We start from the raw sequence: 25,756 nt of genomic DNA, 5'->3' as shown, positions 1-25,756 counted from the left end.
TTACGAAATAAACAATCACACTAAGAACGAACCACTCAACCTATTTAATTATCCCCAGGTTTCTCTAACCAAAAAAAATCCTAGTTTATGCTTTCTATGCTCGAGTACATCAAAACCATCCTTCAGAAGGTGAGTTTTGACAAAGGCCTCTTTGAGAAAGAACTAATCAAGGCGATTAAATTACTTATCCCTAAAGAAATAAAGCAGTTAAAACGTTGGTGTTACGCTCAGTTTGGCAAAATGTACCGGGTCGTATTAAACCGTTGCTTCACGCGCGTGCCACGTTTGCGATTCACCTGACGCTGCTAAGCTATAAAACGAGCCCCGGTTGCAAAGCCGGGGCTTTTTGTTTGTAATTAATAGCAGCGACAATTGACTCACATCACTACCTTCTCTCCCATTGCCGGAATCTCAATGTGTTGAAAACCTGCACTGTGCAGATGTTCTTTCCAAATAAGCTGCTTTTCGTACTCGCCATGAACGAGAAAAACGGTTTTCACTTTCGTAGCGTCCTGACAGCTCAAAAAATGAAGCATTTCTTTATAATCGCCATGGGCTGAGAAAGAATCCATTGTTTCAATACGTGCAATTACTGGGTAACGTTCGCCAAAAATTGTTACTTCTTTGTCACCCCGTTTTAACGCACCACCCAAACTTGTGGGAGACGCATAACCAACCAATAAAATCGTTGTGTTAGGTTTTGTAATGTTGTTTTTAATGTGATGCTTGATACGTCCGGCCTCGGCCATACCCGAAGCCGAAATGATAATGCACGGTTCTTTGCTATCGTTGATGGCTTTCGAATCTGCTACGTCCGTAACGTAGTGCAGGTTCGGGAAGTTAAACGCATCGCCGTCCTTTTTGATGTAACTCAAAATACTCGGGTTGAAATCCTCCTCGTGGTCGCGCATGACGTCGGTCGCCAGTACGGCCATTGGACTATCGATATAAACCGGCAAAATCGGCAATTTACCTTCACTCGACAGTTGATCGAGCGCGTAAATCAATTCCTGCGTCCGGTCGACAGCGAAGGCTGGAATAATGAGTTTTCCGCGGTTTTGAACACAGGTTTTCTGCACAATACGTAGTAAATGCGCTTTCATATCGGGTTCGGCTTCGTGCAGCCGGTCGCCGTAAGTCGATTCGCAGATGATGAAATCGGCTTGTGGAAACGGGTCGGGAGAACGTAGTATTTTGTCGTCGGGGCGACCAATATCGCCACTGAAAAACAGCTTTTTCTCAGCCCCATTTTCCTTGATGGTCAGGCTTACAGAAGCGCTGCCCAGCAAATGCCCGGCGTCGGTCAACATCCCCGTTACTTCGTCGCAGATGACAAACTTTTGGCTATACTCAACAGGCCGCATTTGGTCGAGCGCTTTTTGTACGTCGTCTTCGTCATACAGAGCTTCGAGCTCAGGTTCACCCCGACGCGTTCTACGCTCATTTACCCGTTCGAGATCGCGCACTTGAATGCGAGCGCTATCCATCAGCATAATTTTACACAGGTCGATGGTAGCCGACGTAGTGTAAATTGGCCCCTCAAAGCCTTTACGTACTAATCGGGGAATCAGCCCAGTATGGTCAATATGGGCATGCGAAAGTACCATATAGTCGACCTGTGCCGGATCAAAACCAAATTGCTGATTCAGTTCGTCGGTATTGATGCCTTGAAACAGGCCGCAGTCGAGAAGAATTTGTTTGCCGCTAGCGGTAGTGAGTAAATGCTTACTGCCGGTAACAGTACGGGCAGCGCCGAAAAATTGAATAGTCATCGTTTAACGTTTACCGGCGAGCCGGTCGGGTTTTGTTGAATGGCTTATTTGAATGCTATCGGCTAAAAGCAACCGACCAATAAGTGACCCCACGGCTAGCTATTTTTGATTACACATTTTTCATTACTTGCAGCCATGCAAGGGTCAATATTGAGAAACGTTCGTCGTATAATCAATCGGATGTGGAAATCACGTTTGGTTAAAACGCTGATTGGCATCGGATTGATTGGTTTTGCACTCGATTTTTTCTTTCCTCCCCCAACCCATATCCCTTATTCGACAGTTATCACCGCCAACAATGGCACTATACTTCACGCTTTCTTAAGCCGTGACGATAAATGGCGGATGTACGCTGAGTTAGACGAAATTACCCCCACCCTTCGCGATGCTATTCTCTTCAAAGAAGACAAATATTTCCGGTATCACCTGGGTTTCAATCCGGTAGCGATGCTACGTGCTACGTTCCGTAATCTGCTCAAGGGACGTCGTACGTCGGGAGCATCGACCATTACGATGCAGACGGTACGTTTGCTGGAACCGCGCGAACGTACCTATGGGAGTAAATTTATTGAGTTACTACGTGCCATCCAGTTGGAACTGCATTATTCCAAAGATGAAATTCTGCAATTGTACCTCAACCTGATTCCGTATGGCAGCAACATTGAAGGACTCAAATCGGCCTCGTTGCTTTATTTCGGAAAACCGCCCGTTTTGTTAAGTTTGGCTGAGCTTACTACGTTGACAATCATCCCAAACCGTCCGTCGAGTTTGCGACTGGGAGTACGTAACGCTCTTGTTGTGCAGGAACGTAATAGATGGCTGGCTCGCTTCCGGGCGGCAAATCTTTTCGACCCGACAACTATTGACGACGCTATCAACGAACCGTTGACAGTACGTCGGCGGGCGGCTCCACAACTGGCTCCGCATTTGGCGCGTCGTCTTCGGGCCAGCTACCCCGGCGAACCAGTGATTAGTGCTACGCTACGTCCAGCGGTGCAGGCTACGGCGGAGCAGATTGTTCAAAATTACGCGAATCGGATTCGGGCGATGGGTGTCCACAATGCGGCCGTACTGGTTGTGGATAATCAGACGCAGGAAGTGGTTAGCTACGTTGGTTCGGCAAACTTCAACGATGTGTATGACGGCGGTCAGGTCGACGGTGTGCGGGCGATACGTTCGCCGGGGAGTGCGCTGAAGCCATTGTTATATGGACTTTCCTTCGACGCGGGAATTATTACCCCAAAAACCAAACTCGCCGACGTACCAACCAATTTCGCTGGCTACGAACCCGACAACTATGACCGACGGTTCAACGGCCCCGTTACTACCGAGTTCGCGCTGGCGAATTCATTAAACCTGCCAGCCGTGGCGCTGCTTCACGATATTGGCGTAACTCCGTTCATTTCTACACTCCGGCGCGCCGGTTTTTCAACCATAAAAAAGCAGGCTAAAGATCTTGGCCTTTCGATGATTTTGGGTGGCTGTGGCGTTACGTTGGAAGAAATGACCCGGCTCTACGTTGGTTTTGCTAACAATGGTGAAGTAAAGCCGTTGCAATTCCGAAAGGATGTCACCGCAACGTCATCCAAAAAACAGGCTGGAATTTCCGTTCTTTCGCCCGCAGCGGCTTATCTCGTTACGCACACCCTCACGCAAATCACGCGGCCCGATTTACCAAACAATTTTGATAACAGTTATCACTTACCCCGTATCGCCTGGAAAACTGGTACGTCTTACGGACGACGGGATGCCTGGAGCATTGGCTATAATCAGCGGTATACGATTGGCGTTTGGGTCGGAAATTTTTCGGGAACGGGCGTGGCCGAGCTAAGTGGCGCCAATACCGCTACGCCGTTGTTATTTCAATTGTTTAATGCGCTGGATGACAACTCTTCAAACGGCTGGTTCCGTAATCCGAGAGGGGTGGCAGCTACGCAGTTGAGTTCGCGGCTCATTTGTCCCGAAACAGGCGACGTACCGGGTGAGTTTTGCCCCAATCCAGTGACTGATTATTTTATTATGGGCGTTTCCCGATATCGGCGTTGTCAGCACCGAAAGGCCGTTTTTACAAATGCCGCCGGTACAATTTCCTACTGCGCGCACTGCCGACCAGATTCGGGTGCGGTACGTCGATCGTACCCGAATCTAGCACCCGAAGTAGCAGCATTTTACCAGAGCAGTCATGTTCCATTCGAGCGAATTCCTCTTCATAATCCGGCCTGTGAACGCATTTTTGGCGGCAGCCAAGGCCCGCTGATTACCAGCCTAAATGAAGGCAGCGAATATTTTATCAATCCGAAACAACCCGCAGAGATGGAGCTCGGCTGCCAGGCGGCCAATGATGTCCAGGAAGTTTACTGGTACCTGAACGATAAGTTATTTACCAAAGCTCAACCTACCCAAACTGTGTTTTTTCGGCCACGACCGGGCACTTTGAAGATCTCCTGCGCCGACGACAAGGGGCGTCACAGCGATCTGCACGTGGTGATAAAAAGCGAGTAATCAGATACGTGATCTATCTTTTTGACAGTAAAGAATTTAGACCTTTATTACCGGTTAATACGTCCTTACGCCGATCAATAAGTTCAGTAATATTCTCCACAATTTTGAATCGGAATTTTCGTCTATATTCGGCTTCTCACTTGTACCTCCATGCACATAAACCCACAGTTATTTCGACGCCTGCTACTTGCCTTTGGATTCCCCTTACTCGTATTACTCGGTTGTTCGCGCCTTTCATTCAACGAAGTTACTGTTGTTGGCCGCAACTTCGATGATGAAGTGCAACAGACACAGAATCTGACATTTACGTTCAACAAAAACGTCGGCCCTGAGAATGGTCTAGATGAGTGGGATTCGACTCAGTACGTTCGTTTTAAACCGGCCATGCGGGGAAAATTCAAATGGTCGGCACCTAATGAACTGGTTTTCTCGCCCGCCGTCGCCTTCGATCCCGCTACTAACTACCGGGCCGAACTCACCGACGAATTGTTAAAAGAATCGACCCAGAAAGATTTAAAAGTGTCGGGCGACGACATTACCTTTCATACGCCTTACCTGCAACTGGCTTCGACCGAAAGCTGGTGGGCGCGTTCGCGCGAAAATGGACAGCCTGTGGCGAAAGTCCGGCTCAATTTCAATTATCCGGTGAATTCGTCCGAAGTGTCAGGTAAATTGGCGGTCACTTCGGAAGATAAAACGCTGACGACCCAAACGATTCAAAGCGATGCGCAAAGCACCGTAACGCTGGCCCTGACCAACGCCCCCGCCGAGAAAAGTGAACAACCTCTGGCACTCAAAATCGACAAAGGGCTGAAAGTGCCTAAAACAGCCTACGTAAGTCAGAAAGTTATTGAAGAAAACGGTACGTTGCCATCGCGCTATCAAGTCGACGTAGCAGACGTAGTGACTAGTTATGAAAACAATCAGGGCGTTGTTCGGGTGATAACGACTCAGGAGCTTCAACCTGGCAATCTGGCGCAGTATTATACGATTCAGCCAGAGGTCGAAACAACGGCCGAACTAACCGAAAACGGTTTCATCATCCGGGGCGATTTCAACGAAACCGATACGTATGTTCTTACTTTAACGGACCAGATTCGCGGAGTACTAAACACGAAATTGAGCGAAGCCATAACCCGGGATTTGTTTTTCGGCAAAATGCCCGCCAGTATTCAATTTGCGGCCAAGAAAGGTTTGTACTTGTCTTCAAAAGGAGCACGTAACGTTGGGCTGAATATTGTCAACGTACCGAAAGTGCAGGTGAAAATTGCCAAGGTTTACGAAAACAACATCCTGAATTATTTTCGCTCTAATCGCTATGAAGAGTATAAGGAAGACGCTTCAGGCAATTGGGGGCCGTCGGGAGCGTACAGTTACGGGGACGATGGACAGGGCGACTTGAGTGACGTAATAGTCAACAAAACCGTTGAGACAGCTGATCTACCTAAAGTCAAAGGGGTTTCGGCGCTGAACCTTTTGCTTCCAGAACAGAACAACAATTTTCGGGGGGTGTATCTGGTAACAGTTGACTCGAAAGACGAAGCGTACTTACAAGCCAATCAGTTAGTTTCTTTATCCGACATTGGCCTAGTAGCCCGCCAAACCAAAGACGAGGTACTAGTCTGGGCAAATTCCATTCGAACGGCGGAACCGATTCAGGGCGTCGACGTAACGCTCGTCAGTAGCAACAATCAGTCGGTATTTACGCTGAAAACCGACGGCAGCGGCTTCGTGAAGTTTGAAAAAGTAAGCGAAAAGGCTCCCGGTTTCAAAGTTGCGATGCTCACGGCACGTACCGACGATGATTTCAACATTCTGTTTTTGCCCGATACTGAAGTCGAAACGTCGCGTTTTGAGGTGGAAGGAAAACGTGACAATGAATCTGGTTTCGATGCCTTCGTATATGGGGACCGTGATATTTACCGCCCCGGCGAAACGATTCATTTTAATACGGTGATACGCTCGCAGAGCTGGAAAAGCGTGGGCGAAATTCCGGTGCTAATACGTATCCTGATGCCCAACGGCCATGAATATCGGGCGCTTCGCAAAACGACCAACGCACAGGGAGCCGTCGAAACCGACGTAGCACTCGACCCGGCGGCCGTAACCGGTACGTATACCATCGAAGTCCTGAACGCCAATAAAGTACTGCTTACGTCACAGCCGGTGAGCGTGGAGGAATTTATTCCCGACCGGATCAAAGTCGACGTAGCAACCGACCGCACTACGTATAAATCGGGCCAAACGCTGACCATTTCGGCAACGGCGATGAATTTATTCGGGCCACCGGCCGCCGACCGTTCCTATGAAATTGAGCTGCAACTAAAACGTAAAGCATTTGCCCCCAAAGGTTTCGAGGAATACGATTTTGACATACCGAACCTCTCCGCCGATGCCAAAGATGCGTTCCCGAAAGATTTGCGACAGGGACGTACCAACGCCAACGGTCAAGCCACCGAACGATTTGAACTTCCGGCGCTGTATCAGGACATTGGTATGCTGGAAGGCAAACTATTTGTTACTGTTTTCGACGAAAACGGGCGTCCGGTCAATCGCCTTCGGCGGTTCGACGTGCGTACGCAGGAAACGTTTTTTGGCATTCGCCTGCCCGACCGCTACGTAACGACCAACGCTCCCATTGCTGCCGATCTGGTAGCCGTTGACCCAACTGGCGCGCTACGTCCATCGGCAACGGTGAACGTAGAAGTGATACGTTATGATTATCAGACGGTTATTGAGAAAAAAGACAACCAGATTAAGTACACGACACGCAAACGGGAGAAATCGGTTTATACTAATACGTTATCGTTTAAAGACGGGAAAGCTGGTTTCCGCTACGTTCCGACGGTTTCGGGTGAATACGAAATCCGCACCCGCCGACCCGAAGCTACTAATTACGCGGCCACTAATTTTTATGCATATGGTTACGGCAGTACGTCGGCTTCGTCGTTCGATGTGAGTCAGGAGGGGCAGGTTTTGATGACGCTCGACAAACCCGTTTACCAGACGGGTGATAAAGCAAAAGTACTGTTTAAGGCACCTTTCGATGGTAAACTATTAGTAACGATTGAGCGCAACCGAGTACTGGAATATCAGTGGCTTACGACCAGCAATAAATCGGCGGAGTGGAGTTTTTCGGTTGGAGACGAACATTTGCCCAACGTATACGTAACGGCTACGCTCATCCGGGCGATGGATGATACAAACCTGCCACTGACCGTAGCACATGGTTTCACTCCCCTGGCCGTACAAGACGACGACACCAAGATTCCAGTAACGATCACGGCCACGACGCAATCGCGCTCGAAAACCAGGCAGACGATTCAGGTGAAAACGGCACGTAACGCGCAGGTAACGGTGGCCGTGGTGGATGAGGGAATTCTCCAATTAAAAAATTTCAAAACGCCTGATCCACACGGATTTTTCTATCAGAAACGCGCGCTGGAAGTGGGTAGTCACGATCTGTACGCGCTGCTTTATCCCGAATTGTCGCTTAAATCTTCATCCAGCGTAGGTGGTGACGGTTACGATCTGGAACGGCGTGTGAATCCGCTCAGCAACGGACGCGTACGGTTGGTGGCCTTATGGAGCGGCATTCTGGATACGGGTATGGATGGCGAAGCTGAATTCACAATAGATATCCCACAGTTTTCGGGCGATTTACGCGTGATGGCCGTTGCTTACAAAGACAACAGTTTCGGATCGGCCAACACCAATATGAAAGTGGCCGATCCGATTGTCATTAGCACAGGCGTCCCCCGCTTCCTGACTCCGGGTGATCAACTCGAATTACCAGTAAACTTGAGCAATACAACCAAAAAAGTTGCTACCGTCACAGCCAAATTGAACCTGACTGGCCCACTAATGGCCGACAGCATCAGCACGAAACAGGTGACGATTCAACCGGGGCGCGAAAGCCGCACTACGTTCCGGATTTCGGCCAAACAGGCCATTGGCGCTGGCGCGGTAACTATTTCGGTGAATGGACTCGGTGAGACGTTTACGGAGAAAACCGACGTAACGGTACGTCCGGCGGCATCACTGCAAAAATTGACGCAATCGGGCGTGGTGGCTGGCGGTAAAAATCAAGCCATTACGTTGGCAGGGAATAATTTCCTACCCGGTACGTCGCGGGCCAGCATGACGCTCAGTCGGTCGCCGGTGACGCAGTATGGGCGTGAGTTGTCGTATTTGTTAGGCTATCCGCACGGGTGCATTGAGCAGACGATCTCGAAAGCGTTCCCGCAAATTTATTTCGCCGATTTGACCAAGCAGCTTTCGGCCAATACGTACTTCGTTCGGGCGGGCGATAGTGATTTCAATCCAGCTACCAACGTTCGGGAAGCTATTCAAAAGGTTGAAGGCTTACAGGTGCCGGGGGGCGGTTTCACCATGTGGCCGGGCATGATCACAGCTACACAGGATGGTAGTTCGCGGAATCTTGTGGACGATTGGGCCAGCGCCTACGCCGTTCATTTCCTGACCGAAGCGCAGGAAGCTGGTTTCGCGGTTCGGTCGTCGGTGTTGAGTTCGGCCGTGGACTATCTTACTACGTTGACCAGTACACCCGCTACCGAAAATGCTTACATTTTCGATGAAGCCGGCGGACGTACTGTTCAGAAAGTAGCCAGCCGTACCAGTTTGTATGCCCTCTACGTATTGGCAGGCGCGGGCAAACCGAATCGGTCGGCGATGAACTACTACAAGCAAAATGTGAAACTGCTCACGCAGGATAGTCGCTACCTGCTGGCTGCTACGTTCTTCCGGCTTGGCGATACGCGCAGCTACACTGCTTTGCTGCCGAAACGCTACGTCGATAACACGACCGGGCGACAATCGGGCGGCAGTTATGCGTCGCCGTTACGTAACATGGCACTCGTACTGGACGCGCTGGTGGACACCGACAAGGATAATTTACAGATACCTGTTCTCGCTCGACAATTATCGACGGCGATACGTCAGGCGGCTTACGTCAATACGCAGGAAGCTGCTTTTGCTTTTCTGTCGTTGGGTAAGCTAGCACGGCAAAATGCCAATAGTACGGCTACTGCTACGTTGTTGGCGGGTGGAAAATCGTTGGGAACGATGAGCAACGCTTTCTTAAATGTGAAGCGTCTACCTGTTAATCAGCCGCTTCAGCTCAATACGCAGGGTTCGGGCAATGTGTATTATTTCGCTCAGAGCGAAGGCATACCGAGCAGCGGTAAAATTACGGAAGAGGATAACGGCCTTATCGTTCGGCGGGACTATCTGACTCGCGATGGACAACCGGCTACCGATATTCGCCAGAATGATTTGGTGGTGATTAAAGTCACTGTAGAAACCGCGACCGGACTGGATGTAGAAAACGTAGTGGTTACGGATTTACTACCTGCGGGCTTGGAAGTTGAAAATCCACGTCTGAATGAGCAACGCGATATGCCCTGGATTAAAAAGCCTAGCACACCTGACCATCTCGACCTGCGCGACGACCGTATTAATTTCTATACCACCGCAACGGGGACTCCGAAAACGTTCTATTATCTGGCCCGGGCCATTTCAAAAGGTCGTTTTGTGCTCGGTCCTGTTTCAGCCGATGCGATGTATAACGGCGAAATTCGGAGTTATAACGGTGCTGGCATAGTAACGATTCGGTAGGAAATAAGCGATCCGTAACAATAGCAAACGGGCTCAGAAAGCGGTGTCATACGCTTTCTGAGCCCGTTTTTAACTAATACCTCAGCAGGACAAAGACATCTCCGATTATCGTTACGTTAAATCAGCGCTTCAAATAATATCTCGGCGGGGTGTTTGGCAATTCGATGCGTACCGTCTTTGATCTGATGACGACAGGACGTACCGGGTGCCGCAATCAATACGTCGTCGGGTTGCTGGCGCACGGTTGGGAAGAGAACTAACTCACCCACTTTCATCGATACGTCGTAATGCTCCGCTTCGTAGCCAAATGAACCCGCCATGCCGCAACAACCCGATGGAATCAATTGAACGTTATAGTTTTTAGGCAAAGACAACGCCTTTTTTCCGGGCACCTGCGACGAAACTGCTTTCTGCTGGCAATGGCTATGCAGTTTTACGAGTCGGCTATCAGTCGTAAACTGATCCGTTCGAATACGACCGGCTTCCATTTCGCGAGCCACAAACTCTTCAAATGTCAATACGTTCTCGGCGATACGTTTTGCATCAGTAACCAGCGACTCATCCACCAAATCAGGGTACTCGTCACGAAACGTCAGAATGGCCGATGGTTCCAGACCTACCAGTGGCGTATCGGCGGTTACTACGTCCTTCAATAGTTTCACGTTACGTTCAGCCAGCGTTTTTGCGTATTTTAACATGCCTTTTGAAAGAGCCGCCCGTCCACTTTCGCCATGTTCAGGGATGATAACTTCATAACCCAATCGCTCAAACAATTGAATGGCTTTCTGTCCAACTTCTACGTCGTTGAAATTCGTAAACTCGTCACAGAAGAGGAGCAGCGGACGTGTGGTTTGGGACGTAGCAGGCTTTGCCTTTTGCTGTCTACGGTCTGCCCAGCGCTTCAACGTAGTACTACCCATCGACGGCATGCTACGTTCGGGGTGGAAACCAACTATGCGGTTGGCGATGCGTCGAAGGGCAGGCGTGCCTAACACGCCGTTCCAGACCCAGGGAACCAACGAAGCGATGTTCGATAGCCGGGCGAAATTGGCAACGAGCCGCGACCGTATCGGCACGCCATTCGCGTCATGATAATGCTGTAAAAACTCGGCTTTGAGCTTTGCTACGTCGACGTTCGACGGGCACTCGCTTTTACAGGCTTTGCACGACAGGCACAAATCGTATACTTCCTTAATTTCCTGATGGTCAAAGCGATTTTCCTTCGGAGAACGCGTCAGCATTTCCCGCAAAATATTGGCCCGTGCCCGAGTTGTATCTTTTTCGTTACGGGTAGCCATATAGCTGGGGCACATGGTTCCGCCAGAAGCCTCTGTTTTTCGACAATCGCCGGAGCCGTTGCATTGCTCGGCGTGCTGCAATACAGTCTGGTCTTTGTAGCGAAAATACGTCTGGAAGGCTGGCGTTTGCTGACCCGCTTCATACCGCAGAAACGTATCCATTGGTGGCGTTTCGACGATTTTACCCGGATTGAAAATGCCGTTTGGGTCCCAGGTATGCTTGATTTCCCGCATCAACTCATAATTGTGCGCGCCCACCATTTGCGGAATAAACTCACCCCGTAGTCGCCCGTCGCCGTGTTCACCCGATAACGAACCATCGAATTTTTTAACCAACGTAGCAATTTCCTCCGCAATAAGCCGGTATTGCCGGTGGCCTTCTTCCGTTTTCAGATTAATGATTGGCCGTAAATGCAGCTCACCCGAACCCGCATGCGCGTAGTGAACGGCGTGCATGTTATTCTTCTGCAAAATCTCATTGAATTCCCGAATAAATTCAGGCAAATCAGCTACGTCAACAGCGGTATCTTCAATAACGGCCACCGCTTTTTCGTCGCCGGGCAGGTTTCCTAACAAACCAAGTCCAGCCTTACGTAGCGTCCAGATTTTTTTGGAATCTTCACCGAACAACAACGGGTAATGGTATCCCATGCCAGCGGCCTGCATGTCGGCAACCATAGCGGCTGTAAGTTCTTCAATCTCAGCACGCGTATCACGAGAGAGATCAACAACCAGGATGATTGGAAAGTGGTCGGTAGGCGTTTTCTGGACAAAGAAGCTGTTTTTGCGTTGTTCTGGATTTGTATCGGCTCGCTCCAGAATGATATCGTCGATGAGTTCAACGGCGTAGGGCTTGTATTTCAACGCAACCAACGTAGCACGCAGGGCTTCATCAATGGAATGACAGTGTACGCAAACTAGTCCACTTTCTTTTGGGGGCAGTGGTACCAGATTGAGTTTGATTTCGGTCAGGAAACAGAGCGTACCTTCCGAGCCCGCAATAAATTTGGCCATATTAAATGGCTCACCCTCAGCGGTAAAGGGCGCCATTTCGAGCAACGTATCAAGCGCATACCCCGTGTTACGTCGTTCAATTGTCTTTTTCGGGAAATTCTTACGAATCTCTTCCTGATTGGCCGGATTTGATAAAATGGCGTTTGTTTTCAGCAGAATCTTGTCGGCCAACGTAGCAGAGCCATTTTTGCGGCTGGCCTCACTCACCTGCTTTGTGAAATCCCAGCCGCTTGTTGGCCCAAACTCAACTTCTGAACCGTCAGATAATAAAGCTTTGACGGAAATCGTGTGTTCACGTGTGGCCCGATACACGACAGAGTTAGAACCACATGAATTATTACCGACCATTCCGCCAATCATAGCGCGATTAGCAGTCGACGTTTCGGGGCCAAAATAAAGCCCGTAAGGCTTCAGAAACTGATTCAGTTCATCGCGTACAACGCCCGGCTGCACCCGTACCCAACGCTCCTCGGGGTTGACTTCCAGAATCTTCGTAAAATACCTAGAAACGTCGACGACAATACCGCTACCTACTACCTGGCCAGCCAGCGACGTACCAGCCGTTCGGGGAATAAGTGACGTTTTATGCTCCTGAGCAAAAGCAACTAGAGTTTTTAAATCATCCAGCGTTTTAGGGATAACTACGGCAGCAGGCATTTCCCGATAAGCAGAAGCATCTGTGGCGTAAAGGGTGCGATACGTATTATCGTCAAAGACATCTCCAGCTAATTGACTGGCTAGTTTTTTTAATGATTCTGCTCTCATAGATTTTGTAAAACACCTGGCAGAGGCTGGCAATAAAAAATATGATACAAAAATAGGTGTATTTAGCTACAAAATTTTGGCAAAAGTGATTTAAAGCTAAAATGAAATATATTAGAATAATTATAAAAATTTATAGGTTAACTAGTTGACAATCAAAACAATGTTTTATCATTTAAATTTTTCACACAAGAAAAAAGACAATTTTTTACATGCTTATTAACAAATATTATGACTCAATATTGACGCCTACTTACCAGATTTTAACCTAGGTATTCTTGTATTTTGGTAATAACATGATGTAATTTGCTAACTAGTTCGGGTTTACATTCTATAAATTCTCAGCAGGATACTACGATTAAGTTACAATTGGTGACATAACAACTTAAAAGTTAGCCCAATTACATGGAAGATGTAGTGTGTTAAGCTCAATTTTTCTTACCTAATATATGTTTAACTTTTATCGAAAACCTATGATGGACAAATCCTACAAATTGAACCGTTTTGGCGGTTTCGTAGGTCAGGTTGAGGCATCTCAACCCCAGCGTCGGAAGGGGCTAGTCTGCTTCCTGTCTATGCTGGTGATGGCAATGCTGTTGGGCAACTCAGCAGCCTGGGCGCAGGGACGTACCATAACGGGCCGAGTAACTGATCCGGCCGGATCGGGCTTACCTGGAGTTAGTGTTCAAATTAAAGGAACGCAGCGTGGTACAAATTCAGACGCTGAGGGTAAATACTCAATTAACAATGTGCCCGATAATGCAACGCTAGTGTTTAGTTTCATCGGTTTTACGTCACAGGAAGTTCCGGTTGGTAACCAATCGTCTGTCGATGTAAAACTATCCGACGACACCAAGGCACTAGAAGAAGTTGTGGTTGTAGGTTATGGCACCGCTAAACGGAAAGATCTGACGGGTTCTGTTACGCAGGTCACTTCCAAAGATTTCAATGCTGGTGTAAACCCCAACCCACTACAAGCTATTCAGGGTAAAGTAGCGGGTTTGATTATCACATCGCCTTCTGGAGATCCAACCCAGGCGCCAACGGTTCGTCTGCGTGGTTACACTTCATTGGCTGGCGGCTCCGATCCACTGTATGTGGTGGATGGTATGATTGGTGTTCCCATCACTACCATTTCTCCCTCCGACATCGAGTCGATGGATGTATTAAAAGATGCCTCTGCTGCTGCTATTTATGGATCAAGAGCGGCTAATGGCGTTATCCTCGTGACCACCAAGCGTGGTAAGTCGGGTAAAACAACGGTTTCGTTCAATAACTACGTAGGTGTGTCTACGATTTCAAAAACGTATGACATGCTGGATGCACAAGGCTATCGCGATGCCGTTACGCAAATTAAAGGTGCGGCATCGTTAACGGATAAGCAACGTTTTCCAGATGGAAATTTTAATACCAACTGGACGAAGGAAGTTACACAGAATGCCTTCATTAACAACCACGAGCTCGCTATTGCGGGTGGTTCGCCAGCTTTCAGCTATCGGGGTTCGCTCAGCTATATCAATCAGAACGGGATCATTAAAAGAACGGGACTGGATCGTCTAACCGGCCGTATCAATCTTGATCAGAAATCGTTTGACAACCGACTGAACGTTCAGTACAACCTGTCCTATACTGAAACGAACAAGAATTATGATAATGGCTTCTTTGGCCGTGCTTTAACTTTCCTGCCAACGTTACCTGTCCGCAACGCCGACGGATCATATTATGAAGTAGGTGGTAGTTTTGACCTCTTCAACCCGGTTGCCATGATGGAGAACGTGGTCAACAATGGCGTTCAGCGGTATTTGCAGGGCGGTATGAATTTGCGCTACGAGATCCTGGATGGGTTAACACTGGGCGTTAGTGGCCAGATCCAACGGGATAACACAGTCAATAGCTTCTACACCAATCCAGCCATTAAAGCATTTGCCGCTAATAATGGTCGTGCAGGCCGGTCTTATTCAGAGTCAAACACGAAATTGCTGGAACTCACGGCTAACTACACCAAAGGATTTGGTAGTCAGAATAGCAACTATTCGTTATTAGCAGGTTATTCATACCAATATTTTGATAACGATGGTTTTGGAGCAGCCAACTCGGGTTTCGTAACGAGCGATATTACGTATAACAACCTGGGCCTGGGTTCTGGTACGCTGGTTAGTCCTGCTAACAACTATGCTACCTCATACCACAATAGCTCGAAATTGATTTCCTTCTTTGGTCGGGCCGCGCTGAATCTGAACGATAAGTACAATGTAACGGCAACTCTTCGTCGGGACGGCAGTTCTAAATTTGGCCAGAACAACAAATGGGGTATGTTTCCATCGGTGGGTTTAGGCTGGACCATTACGAACGAGCCGTTCTTCCCAAAGAGCAACGCACTTAATTTCCTGAAACTTCGTGCTGGTTGGGGACAAACGGGTAACTCAGAAGGGATTGCTGCCTATAATTCAATTCAGTTATATGGACAGAAAGGTACCTACTATGATGGCAAACTGGGCGATTTCCTGCCAGGCTATGGTATCACACAGAACGCAAACCCAAACCTGAAATGGGAGGTACTGACTACGTCGAACATTGGTTTAGATTTTCAACTAGCAGGTGGTCGTTTCTCGGGTACAGTAGAGTACTATAACAAGTTAACCAAAGATATGCTGTACCTTTATTCGGTACCTGCCGATGGTATTACGTACTTTACCAACCAGATTCTGTCCAATGTAGGCTCGATGCGTAACAGTGGGTTTGAATTATCATTTGGGGGCGATGTCATCCAGAAAGGTAATTTCTCCTGGAATGCACGGGCTGTAGGTGCCTATAACAAAAACACAGTTGTTTCACTGTCGAATGATCAGCTTAGCACCGGGCTGGTTCGTTTTAACCCCTTCAACGGTCGGGGCCTGTCCGATGTGTTTGCTTCTTATCTGACCCCTGGTCAGCCATTAGGTGAGTTCAATAATGTGCCTACGTTTACAGGGAGCTACTCAGCAGATGGTCAGCCATTATTGAAACCGGGAACTGGCGACACACCAGTAGTAGATTTTAAAAATTCAGATGCGGCTGCGGCTGTTAATGCTGGAAGTCCATTAAAACAGGGTAATCCACAGCCCTTCCTGAATGCGTCGTTTATCAATACATTCCGCTACAAAGGGTTTGATGTATATTTCCAGTTACGCGGAACATTTGGAAACACCATCCTGAATGCCATCCGGTCGAACCTGTTAATTCCAGGTTCAATTCTGGAAACCAATATGCTAAAAGGTGTAACGGATTATCCTAAAAACTATGGTGTAAACGTACTGTCGAGCAACTGGCTAGAAAGCGGTTCATTTGTTCGATTCGATAACTGGCAAGTTGGTTACAACATTCCATTGCCTGCCAGCAAGTACATTTCAAACGCCCGAGTTTATGTAGGAGGTAACAATCTATTTGTTATTACCAAATACAAAGGTGTCGACCCAGAACTACAAGTAAAGGCTGATTTACAACAGGGGTCACAGGCACCTAATACGATTGGTGTAGATGGAGGAGGATATGGTAATACCGTTTATCCTAAAACCCGTTCGTTCCAATTGGGCCTTAATTTGACCTTCTAAACTGCCTTTGGTCCACAAATCGACTACTCTTCAAAAAGTAGTCGATTTGGTAAATTTTTTAGTTGACAAATCGTTAGTATCACATTCTGTGGCTAACACTGTAACTAGTTAATTATCAAAAACTTCGATGAAACAAATAACTATAAAAGTGCTTCTGGGCTGCTCGGCGTTAATGCTGGTAGGACAATCCTGCACAGATCTTAGTGAGACTACCTATGACGTTATCCCAACTAGTGGAACCTTTGGGAACACGGCCGCTCAACAGGCCGCCCTTATTGGGCCGCTTTATAACGGTCTGGGTGACTATTATGGGAACATGTCTAACCTGAATACGACCACAGACGAGCAGATTGTTCCAACTCGGGGTGGCGACTGGAAAGATGGTGATAACTGGAAACGGTTATATCAGCACACATGGGATCCTGTTACAGATAACGGCCAGTTCAATGGTCCCTGGTCCTGGTGTTACAACAACATCACCAGTATCAACCAGCAGCTTGGTACCATTACGGATGCTAACACCAAAGCTGAGTTACGAGCTCTGCGGGCATTCTTCCATTATCAGGCAATGGATTTGTTTGGCAATGTAATTATCTCTGATGCTATTACATCGGCTTCACCGAAGCAAAGTACACGGGCTGAAGTGTTCGCCTGGGTTGAGAAAGAGTTGCTGGCTGTATATTCAACCCTGAGCGAAGAGCCTCGTGGTTCGTATTATGGCCGTATGAACAAATGGGTAGCCGACATGATTCTGGCTAAAATGTATCTGAACGCGCAAGTGTATACAGGTACGGCTCGTTGGGCAGACGCGATTACCCGTTGCGATAACATCATCAAATCAGGTAAATTCCAGATTGCTGGTGATTACTTCAGCAACTTCGTGACCCAGAATCAAAACTCTACGGAAATCATTCTGGCAACTCCCTTCGACAAGTCGAAGCGGACTGGATTTAACGTGCAAATGAAGACCCTGCACTACCTGAACCAGTTGACCTATAATCTGGGAACAGCTCCCTGGAATGGTTGGGCAACGGTAACGGAGTTTTATAATTCATTTGATGATAAAGACGTTCGGAAAAAGCAGTGGATTGTTGGTCAGCAGTATGATGCTGCTGGTAAACCACTGATGGACGATGCCCTGCCAATGGTGTTCCGGCCTGAAGTTGAACAATTCGTTTTCGATGCGGGTGCTAATGGCCGTCTAGCGGGTGCCCGTAGCCAGAAGTATCAGATTCAGGCAAACAATACGTTCACTGATCAGGATAATGACTTTGTTATCTACCGTCTGGCCGACGTCTATATGATGCGTGGCGAAGCGAAATTCCGGTTAGGACAAACTGCCGATGCGCTTACCGATTTTAACATCATCCGCGCTCGGGCCGGTATGCCTAACTACACGGCGTTGACAGCAGAAGAAATTCTGGCCGAACGTGGCCGTGAATTAGCCTGGGAGCAACACCGTCGTCAGGATTTGATTCGTTTCGGACAATTTACGAAAGCCTGGCGCCTGAAGCCTGCATCGCAGGATTTCCGTCAACTGTTCCCAATCCCGAAAGACCAGTTATCGCTGAATCCCAATTTGAAACAAAATCCAGGTTATTAATTGGATTTATCTTTTACAACGAAAGCGGCCCTGAGATATCTCGGGGCCGCTTTCGTTGTAGATTAACCTCGACCTGTCATTCGGGTAAGTTTCAGAAGTTTCAGAGCAACCCGATTTGTCAGCTCACCCGGCTGCAAGCGCCATTGCCAGCTTCGACCACCCAAGCCGGGCGTATTCATTCGATGCGTTTCATCAAGATTTAAAATGTCCTGTACCGGCATAATGGCCAAACGAGCCACCGATTGCATAGTTAGCCGGCAAATCTGATCAACCACATTTTTTTCGGTCACTCTAAAGCCCAGATAATTATCCATGCGCTTTCGATGAGCGTCATCAGATTCCCGAAACCAACCTAACGTAGTGTTATTATCGTGCGTACCCGAATAAACCACAAAATTCTCGGTGTGATTATGAAAGGCGTAAGTAGAAGTAGGCATATCATGCCCAAAACCAAACTGAATCACACGCATACCGGGAATACCATAATGCTGCAAATAGGGTTGAATATTAGCTGCCTTAGCGCCTAAATCTTCGGCAATGATGGGTAAATTCACAAACTGCCGATGCATGGCATGCATGAATGCTTCGATTGGAGCTTTTACCCACTCCCCTACTCTAGCCGTCGGTTCGCTGGCCGGAATTTCCCAGTATTCAGCAAATCCCAGAAAATGGTCGAGTCTTGTCAGGCTGTAGAGCGACATTTGATGGCGTAATCGCTGCATCCACCAGGCAAATCCGGTACGTTCGTGCTGGGGCCAATCATAAATAGGGTTACCCCATCGCTGACCGTATTCACTAAAGTAATCGGGAGGGGCTCCGGCCACAAATAGCGGCTGAAAATTGGCATCCAGTTTGAACAAAGTCGGGTTAGCCCACACATCAGCACTATTAAACTGAACGTAAATCGGAATATCTCCTATGATATGAATTTTCTTCTGATAGCAGTAGGCCGTCAATTCATTCCACTGCCGCAGAAAAAAGTACTGCATAACCTTCACAACCTCAATGGTATCATGCAATGTCTTAGTCTGATGCGCCAACGCAGCCGGTTCACGTCGGACAAGCTCTTCTGGCCAACGTACCCAAGTTGGCTCTTCAGTTGCTTCTTGTAAAGCCGTAAATAGCGCATAGTCATCCAACCAATCGGCTTGCCAAGAACAAAACCGATCATAATCACTACGTTGTGCAGGATTAGCTTTACTCAGAAACGTTTCGGCGGCTCTCTGCAGCAAGGGACGTTTCTTGATCCAGGCCGCATGAAGCGTCGAAGGAGCCAGCACCAAAGGACCCGCTAATACGCCTGTATCTACATTACCCGACGTAGCGGTTGGGGCCGAAATCGTTACGTCCTGAACAGGTTGTTCGTTGAAAACAGCTAGATCGCTTTTTTTAAGCCACCCTTCATCAGCCAGTTTCTCCAAACTAATCATGAGAATATTACCGGCAAAAGCCGACGGGCTGCTGTAGGGTGAAAAACCAGAACCGGGGTCTACAGGCGTAAGGGGCAGAATTTGCCAGTACGTCTGACCTGAGGCTTCCAAAAAATTAGCAAAACGATAGGCTTCAGGCCCTAAGTCGCCGACGCCATGTGCTGAAGGGAGCGACGTAATATGAAGGAGTAATCCGCTGGAACGTTGTTGAAGCATGCAAAAAAAGTTGTCACCGGGCCGCCGGTGCGGTCAGTTGTTGATAGTTAACAGTCGTCAGTCGATAGTAAACTGCTTCTGAATACTATTAACTGATGACTGTTGACCATTGACTTGTTTTTGTACAAATCCGCTCCAGGCCGATTTTGTTTAGGCTTTTTCGTAAAAACCTTATTGCCAAAGCCCTTCGGTTCATAAATGCCCAGAAAATGACAAAGCGCTTTCTTGACCTTACGCGGTTTTTCTCCTAATTTTGCAGTCCCAAATAAAGGGCAATCGTAAAATCAAGCAATACCATATACAAATGACAACGGCAACGGCAGTCAATACAGGTAAGATTACGCAAATAATCGGGCCGGTTGTGGACGTGAGTTTCGAGGGTGAAGGCACTCGGATTCCCGCCATTCTGGACGCGCTCAAGGTAACAAAAAGCAATGGCCAGGAGGTAATTCTGGAAGTTCAGCAACACCTCGGCGAAGACCGGGTTCGGGCCATCGCTATGGACTCGACAGACGGATTATTTCGTGGTCTGGACGTAGTTGACCTGGGTACACAAATCACAATGCCCGCTGGCGAAGGTATCCGCGGTCGGCTGTTCAACGTAGTAGGTCAAGCCATCGACGGTATTCCTCAGCCAACATCGACGGGTAAGGGCTTACCAATTCACCGGGGCGCTCCAAAATTTGAAGACCTCGCTACGTCGACCGAAGTACTTTTCACGGGTATCAAAGTAATCGACCTGCTGGAGCCATATGCGAAAGGTGGTAAAATTGGTCTTTTCGGTGGTGCCGGTGTGGGTAAAACCGTATTGATTCAGGAATTGATCAACAACATCGCGAAAGCGTATTCGGGTCTGTCGGTATTTGCTGGCGTGGGCGAACGTACCCGCGAAGGGAATGACCTGCTCCGCGAAATGATCGAAGCCGGTATCATTAAATATGGTGAAGGCTTCAAGCATTCGATGGAAGAAGGCGGCTGGGATTTGACCAAAGTTGATTTGGAAGAGATGACCAAAAGCCAGGCTACGTTCGTATTCGGTCAGATGAACGAACCGCCGGGAGCCCGCGCTCGGGTAGCTCTATCGGGTCTGACAATTGCGGAACACTTCCGCGATGGTGATGGCGAAGGTGCAGGTCGTGATATTCTTTTCTTCGTAGATAACATTTTCCGCTTCACGCAGGCTGGTTCAGAGGTATCGGCTCTGTTGGGTCGGATGCCATCGGCCGTAGGTTACCAGCCTACGCTGGCTACCGAAATGGGTGTGATGCAGGAACGTATCACGTCGACCAAACGGGGTTCTATTACGTCGGTACAAGCCGTTTACGTACCTGCCGATGACTTGACTGATCCTGCTCCAGCTACTACGTTCGCTCACTTGGATGCAACGACCGTATTGAGCCGGAAAATTTCGGAGCTGGGTATCTACCCTGCCGTTGACCCACTTGATTCTACGTCGCGGATTCTAAGCGCCGAAATCTTAGGTGATGAACACTATAACACGGCTCAGCGCGTGAAGCAGATTCTGCAACGCTACAAAGAATTGCAGGACATCATCGCCATTCTGGGTCTGGAAGAACTTTCTGAGGAAGACAAACTGGTGGTTGCCCGCGCTCGTCGCGTACAACGCTTCCTGTCGCAGCCATTCTTCGTAGCGGAGCAATTCACTGGTCTGAAAGGCGTGCTGGTTCCGATTGAAGACACCATCAAAGGCTTTAACGAAATCATCGACGGCAAATATGACCACCTGCCAGAAGCAGCTTTCAACCTCGTTGGTACGATTGAAGATGCCATTGCGAAAGGTGAAAAACTGCTGAAAGAAGCTGGTCAATAACGTACCGTAGCATTGGTTTCTGAACGTAATGCTACGTCATCCGAAACCAATGCTTACTTCTCAAGTCTTAACAGTTCGCAAAACATAAAAATCAATTTTATGAAAACTATCCGTTTTGACTTGGGAATTACCTGTCTGCTGTTCAGCTTAGTGACGCTACGTTCATTTGGACAAGAAACTCAGCCAACATCAGTGTCTGTGCAGGAGCCGAAGAAAGTGGTGGGCGCAATTCAGGATACGTCAATTACACCCGGCGTTTCTGCGAGTGTTGCCCAGAACGATGCTACTACAGCTCATTTAGACAACGCAATAGCCGCACTCAACAAAGGCGATAAAGCTGCAACAACGCAAGAGTTACAGGCTGGGATCGCTGGTCTTGAGACGCAGGCTAAAACCGAAAAAACGTCGTTTTCAACTAAATTATTGGCTCAGGCAGGCAAACTGAAAGCATTGCTTCCGCTAATTCCAGACGGTGCTTTAGGCAACGGAATATTGGGTAAAGCAGTCAGTTTAGCAAAATTGGCTTCCGGTGGTAGTAAACTCGAAGGACTCTTAGCGGCTGGCTCATTGCTGGGTAAAGGCAGTCAGTTAACAAGTGGTCTGTCAGGTATCAGCAGTGCATTATCAGGTTTAGGCGGAACTACACAATCGTCTGGACAGTCGCTGGTTACTAAAGTACTCTCTACGGTTGGTAAGCTTGATCAGGGCGGTTTAGTGGCTAAAGCAGCCGAACCCGTTGCCAAGACCGAAGTTAGCAGTGTACTTAATTTGATAAAAGGAGTTTTATAAAGGATGTATGATGTATAAAGTATGATGTAGTTTGCTCGTCATATTTCATATATCATACATCATACTTCTCTCTTATATGACATTAGATATTATCACTCCCGACCGTAAGGTCTTTTCCGGCGAAGCAAGTGCGGTTACGTTTCCGGGTAGCGAAGGGCAGTTTCAGGTACTAAACAACCACGCAGCGATGGTAAGCACCCTTGACCGCGGGCCAATTATCGTGCAGACCGCATCCGGACAGGAAACATTCACCGTCGATGGTGGCGTAGTGGAAGTGCTTCAAAACAAAGTATTAGTGTTGGCAGAAGCCATAGTAGCCTGAATAAATGTCTATTTTTGTTAAAAAGCGATTCACTTGCTGTAAGTGAGTCGCTTTTTTTGTGATTGCCAATTCGATTTTCGAGCTTTAATTTCGTCCAATTCTCCGTTTCGTTTTCTTCATCATGGCTACCAAACCCTTCATTGTCGGTATTACCGGGGGCAGTGCGTCCGGCAAAACATCTTTTCTAAAGGACATATTAAATGCTTTCACCGAAGAGCAAATCTGCCTGATTTCTCAGGACAATTACTATCGAACCCTCGATCATATTCCGCAGGACCAGAACGGAGTCTATAATTTCGATTTACCTGTCACGATTAATCACGAATTGTTTGCTGAACATTTAAGTGAGTTACATGCCGGAAAAACCGTCGAAACACCTGAGTACACTTTCAACAACCCAAACGCCATTCCCCGGACGCTAACGTATCGGCCCACTCCAATCATCATTGTAGAAGGTTTATTCGTTTTTCATTTTTCAGATGTAGCTACTCAGTTGGATTTGAAGGTGTATATAACGGCCAAAAATCGCATTAAACTTGACCGACGACTCCTTCGCGATCAGGCCGAACGGGGACTATCAGAAGAGACAATTAATTATCAATGGAAATACCATGTTCGTCCAGCTTATCAGGAGTACGTGAAACCGCATAAGGATGAAGCGGACATCGTCATTCCTAATAACAATCACTATAAAAAGGGCTTGGATGTATTGATGGCTTTTTTGAAAACGAAGATTTAACAATGCGGGCGAAAATCTGTGCTACGTTATTTCAATCACGACTCCTTCACTTTCGGGATAGCCAGTACAAGTCAGAACCCAACCATCAGCCAGATCGCGTTCTGTCAGTACGTCGTTGATAGTCATGTGTATGTTACCAGAAAGACAATGGGCAGCACAGGTGGAACATCGCCCGCCCCGGCAGCTATAGGGCAACGTAACACCCTCGTCCAGAGCCGCTTGTAGAATTGATTTATACGCTGGCACCTGAATTTCAATTTCACGCCCCCGGAAACGTAGCAATACTGTCTGGTCATTAGCAACAGTAGGCGGAGGTGTCAGAACCACAGGCTCGACTACAAAATTTTCCCGCCGAATCTGATCCAGTCGAAAGCTGCTGAAAACAAGCGTAAACTGCGCCATGCGCATGTAATCGCCGGGACCACAGATGAAAAAACGTAATGTTTCCGTATCTGAGGTTCCTATTAACTCAGGAAGTAATCGTTCGAGTAATACGTTGTTCAGCCGCCCGCGTAAGCCACTCCAATCATCGGATGGGCTACTTAACAAATGAAATAGACGAAATCGTTGAGGAAATTGCTGCTCTAAAAAGGATAGTTCATCTCTAAAAATTATGCTACGTTCGTTCGAGTTACTATACAGCAACGTAACGCGCCGGGCCGATTCGGTACTTAGAATGTACTTTATTAACGAAAACAAGGGCGTTATGCCACTTCCCGCTCCCAACAGTACTACGTCTCCCATCTGACTATCATCGAATGTGAACCGACCAGCGGGTTGTAGACTCGTCAGTGTATCACCAACACGTAACGTATCGTGCAGGTAGCGCGAGATCTCACCGTTTTGCACGCGCTTAATTGTCAATTGCAACTCTTCTCCCAGTGCTGAACTAAGCGAATATGACCGCCGAACTTCATGACCGCCATGTTGCACTATCAGGGTTAGGAATTGACCTGCTCGATACGTAACAGGCTTTCCGTCTAGCGGTTCTAGAAAATAGCTTCGGGTATCAGCCGTTTCGGAAATGATCCGTGTGATACGTAGTTTCAGAAAATCGTCGGTCATGAACAGGCAATTACTTTCTCACAAAACACATCAAATAACAAAGGTTGTTTGAAAGCCGAAAACGTTTCCCCAAATTCGCCCCGCACGGTTTGACGTAGCACCACCAATTTCAATAAAAAATGTGGGTACTGTGACATTCCGTTCGCTACGTTGTTATTTAATAAAGCAACTACACAACTAATGGAAGCTCTCCTTGAAGAAGTTCAGCGCGTAGGATATGTAAATAAACCGGTGGCCGAAGACATCGATCTGGTAGCCGAAATCAATCGGTTGAAAAAAGAAAAGAATGCCGTCATTCTGGCCCACTACTACGTTGACGGTGCCATTCAGGATTTGGCTGATTACATCGGCGATAGTCTCGGACTAAGCCAGCAGGCAGCCGCTACGCCCGCCGATATGATTGTTTTCTGTGGCGTACACTTTATGGGTGAAACCGCTAAAATCCTGTCGCCCCAGAAAAAAGTGATTATTCCTGATCTCAACGCAGGCTGTTCACTCGCCGATTCGGCCCCCGCCGACAAGTTTGCTGACTTTAAAGCGCAGTACCCAGATCATATTGTGCTGTCATATATTAATTGCTCAGCCGACATAAAGGCGTTGTCCGACATCATCGTTACGTCGTCGAACGCGCTGAAAATTGTGGAGAGTTTGCCGAAAGATCAGAAAATCATTTTTGCGCCCGACGCCAATTTAGGTCGTTACATCGCCAAAAAGACGGGCCGTGATATGGTGCTTTGGGATGGTGCCTGTATTGTTCATATTGACATTTCGCTGGAGAAACTTCATAAACTCCGGGTTCAATATCCTGAAGCAAAATTCATCGCTCACCCCGAATGTCAGGAACATATTCTAAGCGAAGCCGATTACGTTGGTTCGACTACTGCTCTGCTGAAATACGTAGTGGATAGTCCGGAACAAACATTCATCGTTGGAACGGAAGCGGGTATTCTGCACAAGATGAGACAGGCGGCTCCGCACAAGAAAATCATCCCGGCTCCCGCCAGCCAGAATAATACCTGTGCCTGCTCAGAATGTCCCTACATGAAGATGAACACACTTGAAAAAGTGTACAACTGTATGCTTTACGAGCAACCTGAAATCATCGTTCCGGAAGATGTTCGTTTGAAGGCTTATGAATCAGTAGCACGTATGTTGGAGTTGAGCAAGTAAACTATCTATTTTGCTC

Annotated in this window: 14 protein-coding genes; 10 read left to right on the top strand and 4 right to left on the bottom strand. The window is 47.8% G+C overall.

Features of this window, described 5'->3' with window-relative positions:
* The first annotated feature begins 87 nt into the window (after positions 1 to 87).
* Positions 88 to 300: a hypothetical protein gene (locus tag ACYVF1_RS00860; protein WP_461074650.1), complete on the top strand. Its 213-nt coding sequence runs from the start codon at positions 88 to 90 to the stop codon at positions 298 to 300.
* 77 nt (positions 301 to 377) lie between these two features.
* Here the strand turns inward: ACYVF1_RS00860 and ACYVF1_RS00855 are convergent, their stop codons facing one another.
* Complete coding sequence (locus tag ACYVF1_RS00855) at positions 378 to 1,772, bottom strand: MBL fold metallo-hydrolase RNA specificity domain-containing protein (protein WP_461074648.1); 1,395 nt, start codon at positions 1,770 to 1,772, stop codon at positions 378 to 380.
* 180 nt (positions 1,773 to 1,952) lie between these two features.
* Here ACYVF1_RS00855 and pbpC point away from each other — a divergent pair, with 180 nt between their 5' ends.
* A complete protein-coding gene (gene pbpC, locus ACYVF1_RS00850) occupies positions 1,953 to 4,274 on the top strand; it encodes a penicillin-binding protein 1C (RefSeq protein WP_461074646.1) in 2,322 nt (773 codons plus the stop codon).
* Positions 4,275 to 4,424: 150 nt separating this feature from the next.
* The gene (locus ACYVF1_RS00845; protein ID WP_461074644.1) at positions 4,425 to 9,911 is read left to right on the top strand and encodes an alpha-2-macroglobulin family protein; all 5,487 of its coding nucleotides are present in this window, start codon (positions 4,425 to 4,427) and stop codon (positions 9,909 to 9,911) included.
* Positions 9,912 to 10,027: 116 nt separating this feature from the next.
* Here the strand turns inward: ACYVF1_RS00845 and ACYVF1_RS00840 are convergent, their stop codons facing one another.
* On the bottom strand, positions 10,028 to 12,988 hold the full coding sequence (locus ACYVF1_RS00840) for an FAD-binding and (Fe-S)-binding domain-containing protein (RefSeq protein ID WP_461074642.1): 2,961 nt from the start codon (positions 12,986 to 12,988) through the stop codon (positions 10,028 to 10,030).
* A 470-nt stretch (positions 12,989 to 13,458) separates the two neighbouring features.
* Here ACYVF1_RS00840 and ACYVF1_RS00835 point away from each other — a divergent pair, with 470 nt between their 5' ends.
* Positions 13,459 to 16,575 carry a SusC/RagA family TonB-linked outer membrane protein gene (locus ACYVF1_RS00835; RefSeq protein WP_461074640.1) on the top strand — a complete coding sequence of 1,039 codons (3,117 nt, stop codon included), beginning with the start codon at positions 13,459 to 13,461 and terminating at the stop codon, positions 16,573 to 16,575.
* A 127-nt stretch (positions 16,576 to 16,702) separates the two neighbouring features.
* On the top strand, positions 16,703 to 18,178 hold the full coding sequence (locus ACYVF1_RS00830; RefSeq protein ID WP_461074638.1) for a RagB/SusD family nutrient uptake outer membrane protein: 1,476 nt from the start codon (positions 16,703 to 16,705) through the stop codon (positions 18,176 to 18,178).
* Between the two features lie 62 nt (positions 18,179 to 18,240).
* On the opposite strand, the gene malQ is transcribed toward ACYVF1_RS00830, so the two are convergent.
* Complete coding sequence (gene malQ, locus ACYVF1_RS00825) at positions 18,241 to 19,824, bottom strand: 4-alpha-glucanotransferase (RefSeq protein ID WP_461074636.1); 1,584 nt, start codon at positions 19,822 to 19,824, stop codon at positions 18,241 to 18,243.
* A 304-nt stretch (positions 19,825 to 20,128) separates the two neighbouring features.
* On the opposite strand from malQ, the gene atpD reads away from it, so the two are divergent.
* The 4 genes from atpD to udk all read left to right on the top strand — a co-directional run bounded on the left by atpD (position 20,129) and on the right by udk (position 23,505).
* Positions 20,129 to 21,655, top strand: coding sequence for a F0F1 ATP synthase subunit beta (atpD, locus tag ACYVF1_RS00820; RefSeq protein WP_461074634.1), 1,527 nt, complete (start codon positions 20,129 to 20,131; stop codon positions 21,653 to 21,655).
* A gap of 99 nt (positions 21,656 to 21,754) precedes the next feature.
* Positions 21,755 to 22,444, top strand: a complete 690-nt coding sequence (locus ACYVF1_RS00815) for a hypothetical protein (RefSeq protein ID WP_461074632.1) — start codon at positions 21,755 to 21,757, stop codon at positions 22,442 to 22,444.
* A 76-nt stretch (positions 22,445 to 22,520) separates the two neighbouring features.
* The gene (gene atpC, locus ACYVF1_RS00810) at positions 22,521 to 22,766 is read left to right on the top strand and encodes an ATP synthase F1 subunit epsilon (RefSeq protein WP_461074630.1); all 246 of its coding nucleotides are present in this window, start codon (positions 22,521 to 22,523) and stop codon (positions 22,764 to 22,766) included.
* A 121-nt stretch (positions 22,767 to 22,887) separates the two neighbouring features.
* Positions 22,888 to 23,505: a uridine kinase gene (gene udk / locus ACYVF1_RS00805; RefSeq protein WP_461074628.1), complete on the top strand. Its 618-nt coding sequence runs from the start codon at positions 22,888 to 22,890 to the stop codon at positions 23,503 to 23,505.
* Positions 23,506 to 23,526: 21 nt separating this feature from the next.
* Here the strand turns inward: udk and ACYVF1_RS00800 are convergent, their stop codons facing one another.
* Complete coding sequence (locus ACYVF1_RS00800; RefSeq protein WP_461074626.1) at positions 23,527 to 24,570, bottom strand: 2Fe-2S iron-sulfur cluster-binding protein; 1,044 nt, start codon at positions 24,568 to 24,570, stop codon at positions 23,527 to 23,529.
* Between the two features lie 180 nt (positions 24,571 to 24,750).
* Here ACYVF1_RS00800 and nadA point away from each other — a divergent pair, with 180 nt between their 5' ends.
* On the top strand, positions 24,751 to 25,740 hold the full coding sequence (gene nadA / locus ACYVF1_RS00795) for a quinolinate synthase NadA (protein ID WP_461074624.1): 990 nt from the start codon (positions 24,751 to 24,753) through the stop codon (positions 25,738 to 25,740).
* Positions 25,741 to 25,756 lie beyond the last annotated feature (16 nt).

This window comes from Spirosoma flavus (assembly GCF_054778555.1).
This window is presented reverse-complemented; position numbering and strand designations above follow the sequence as displayed.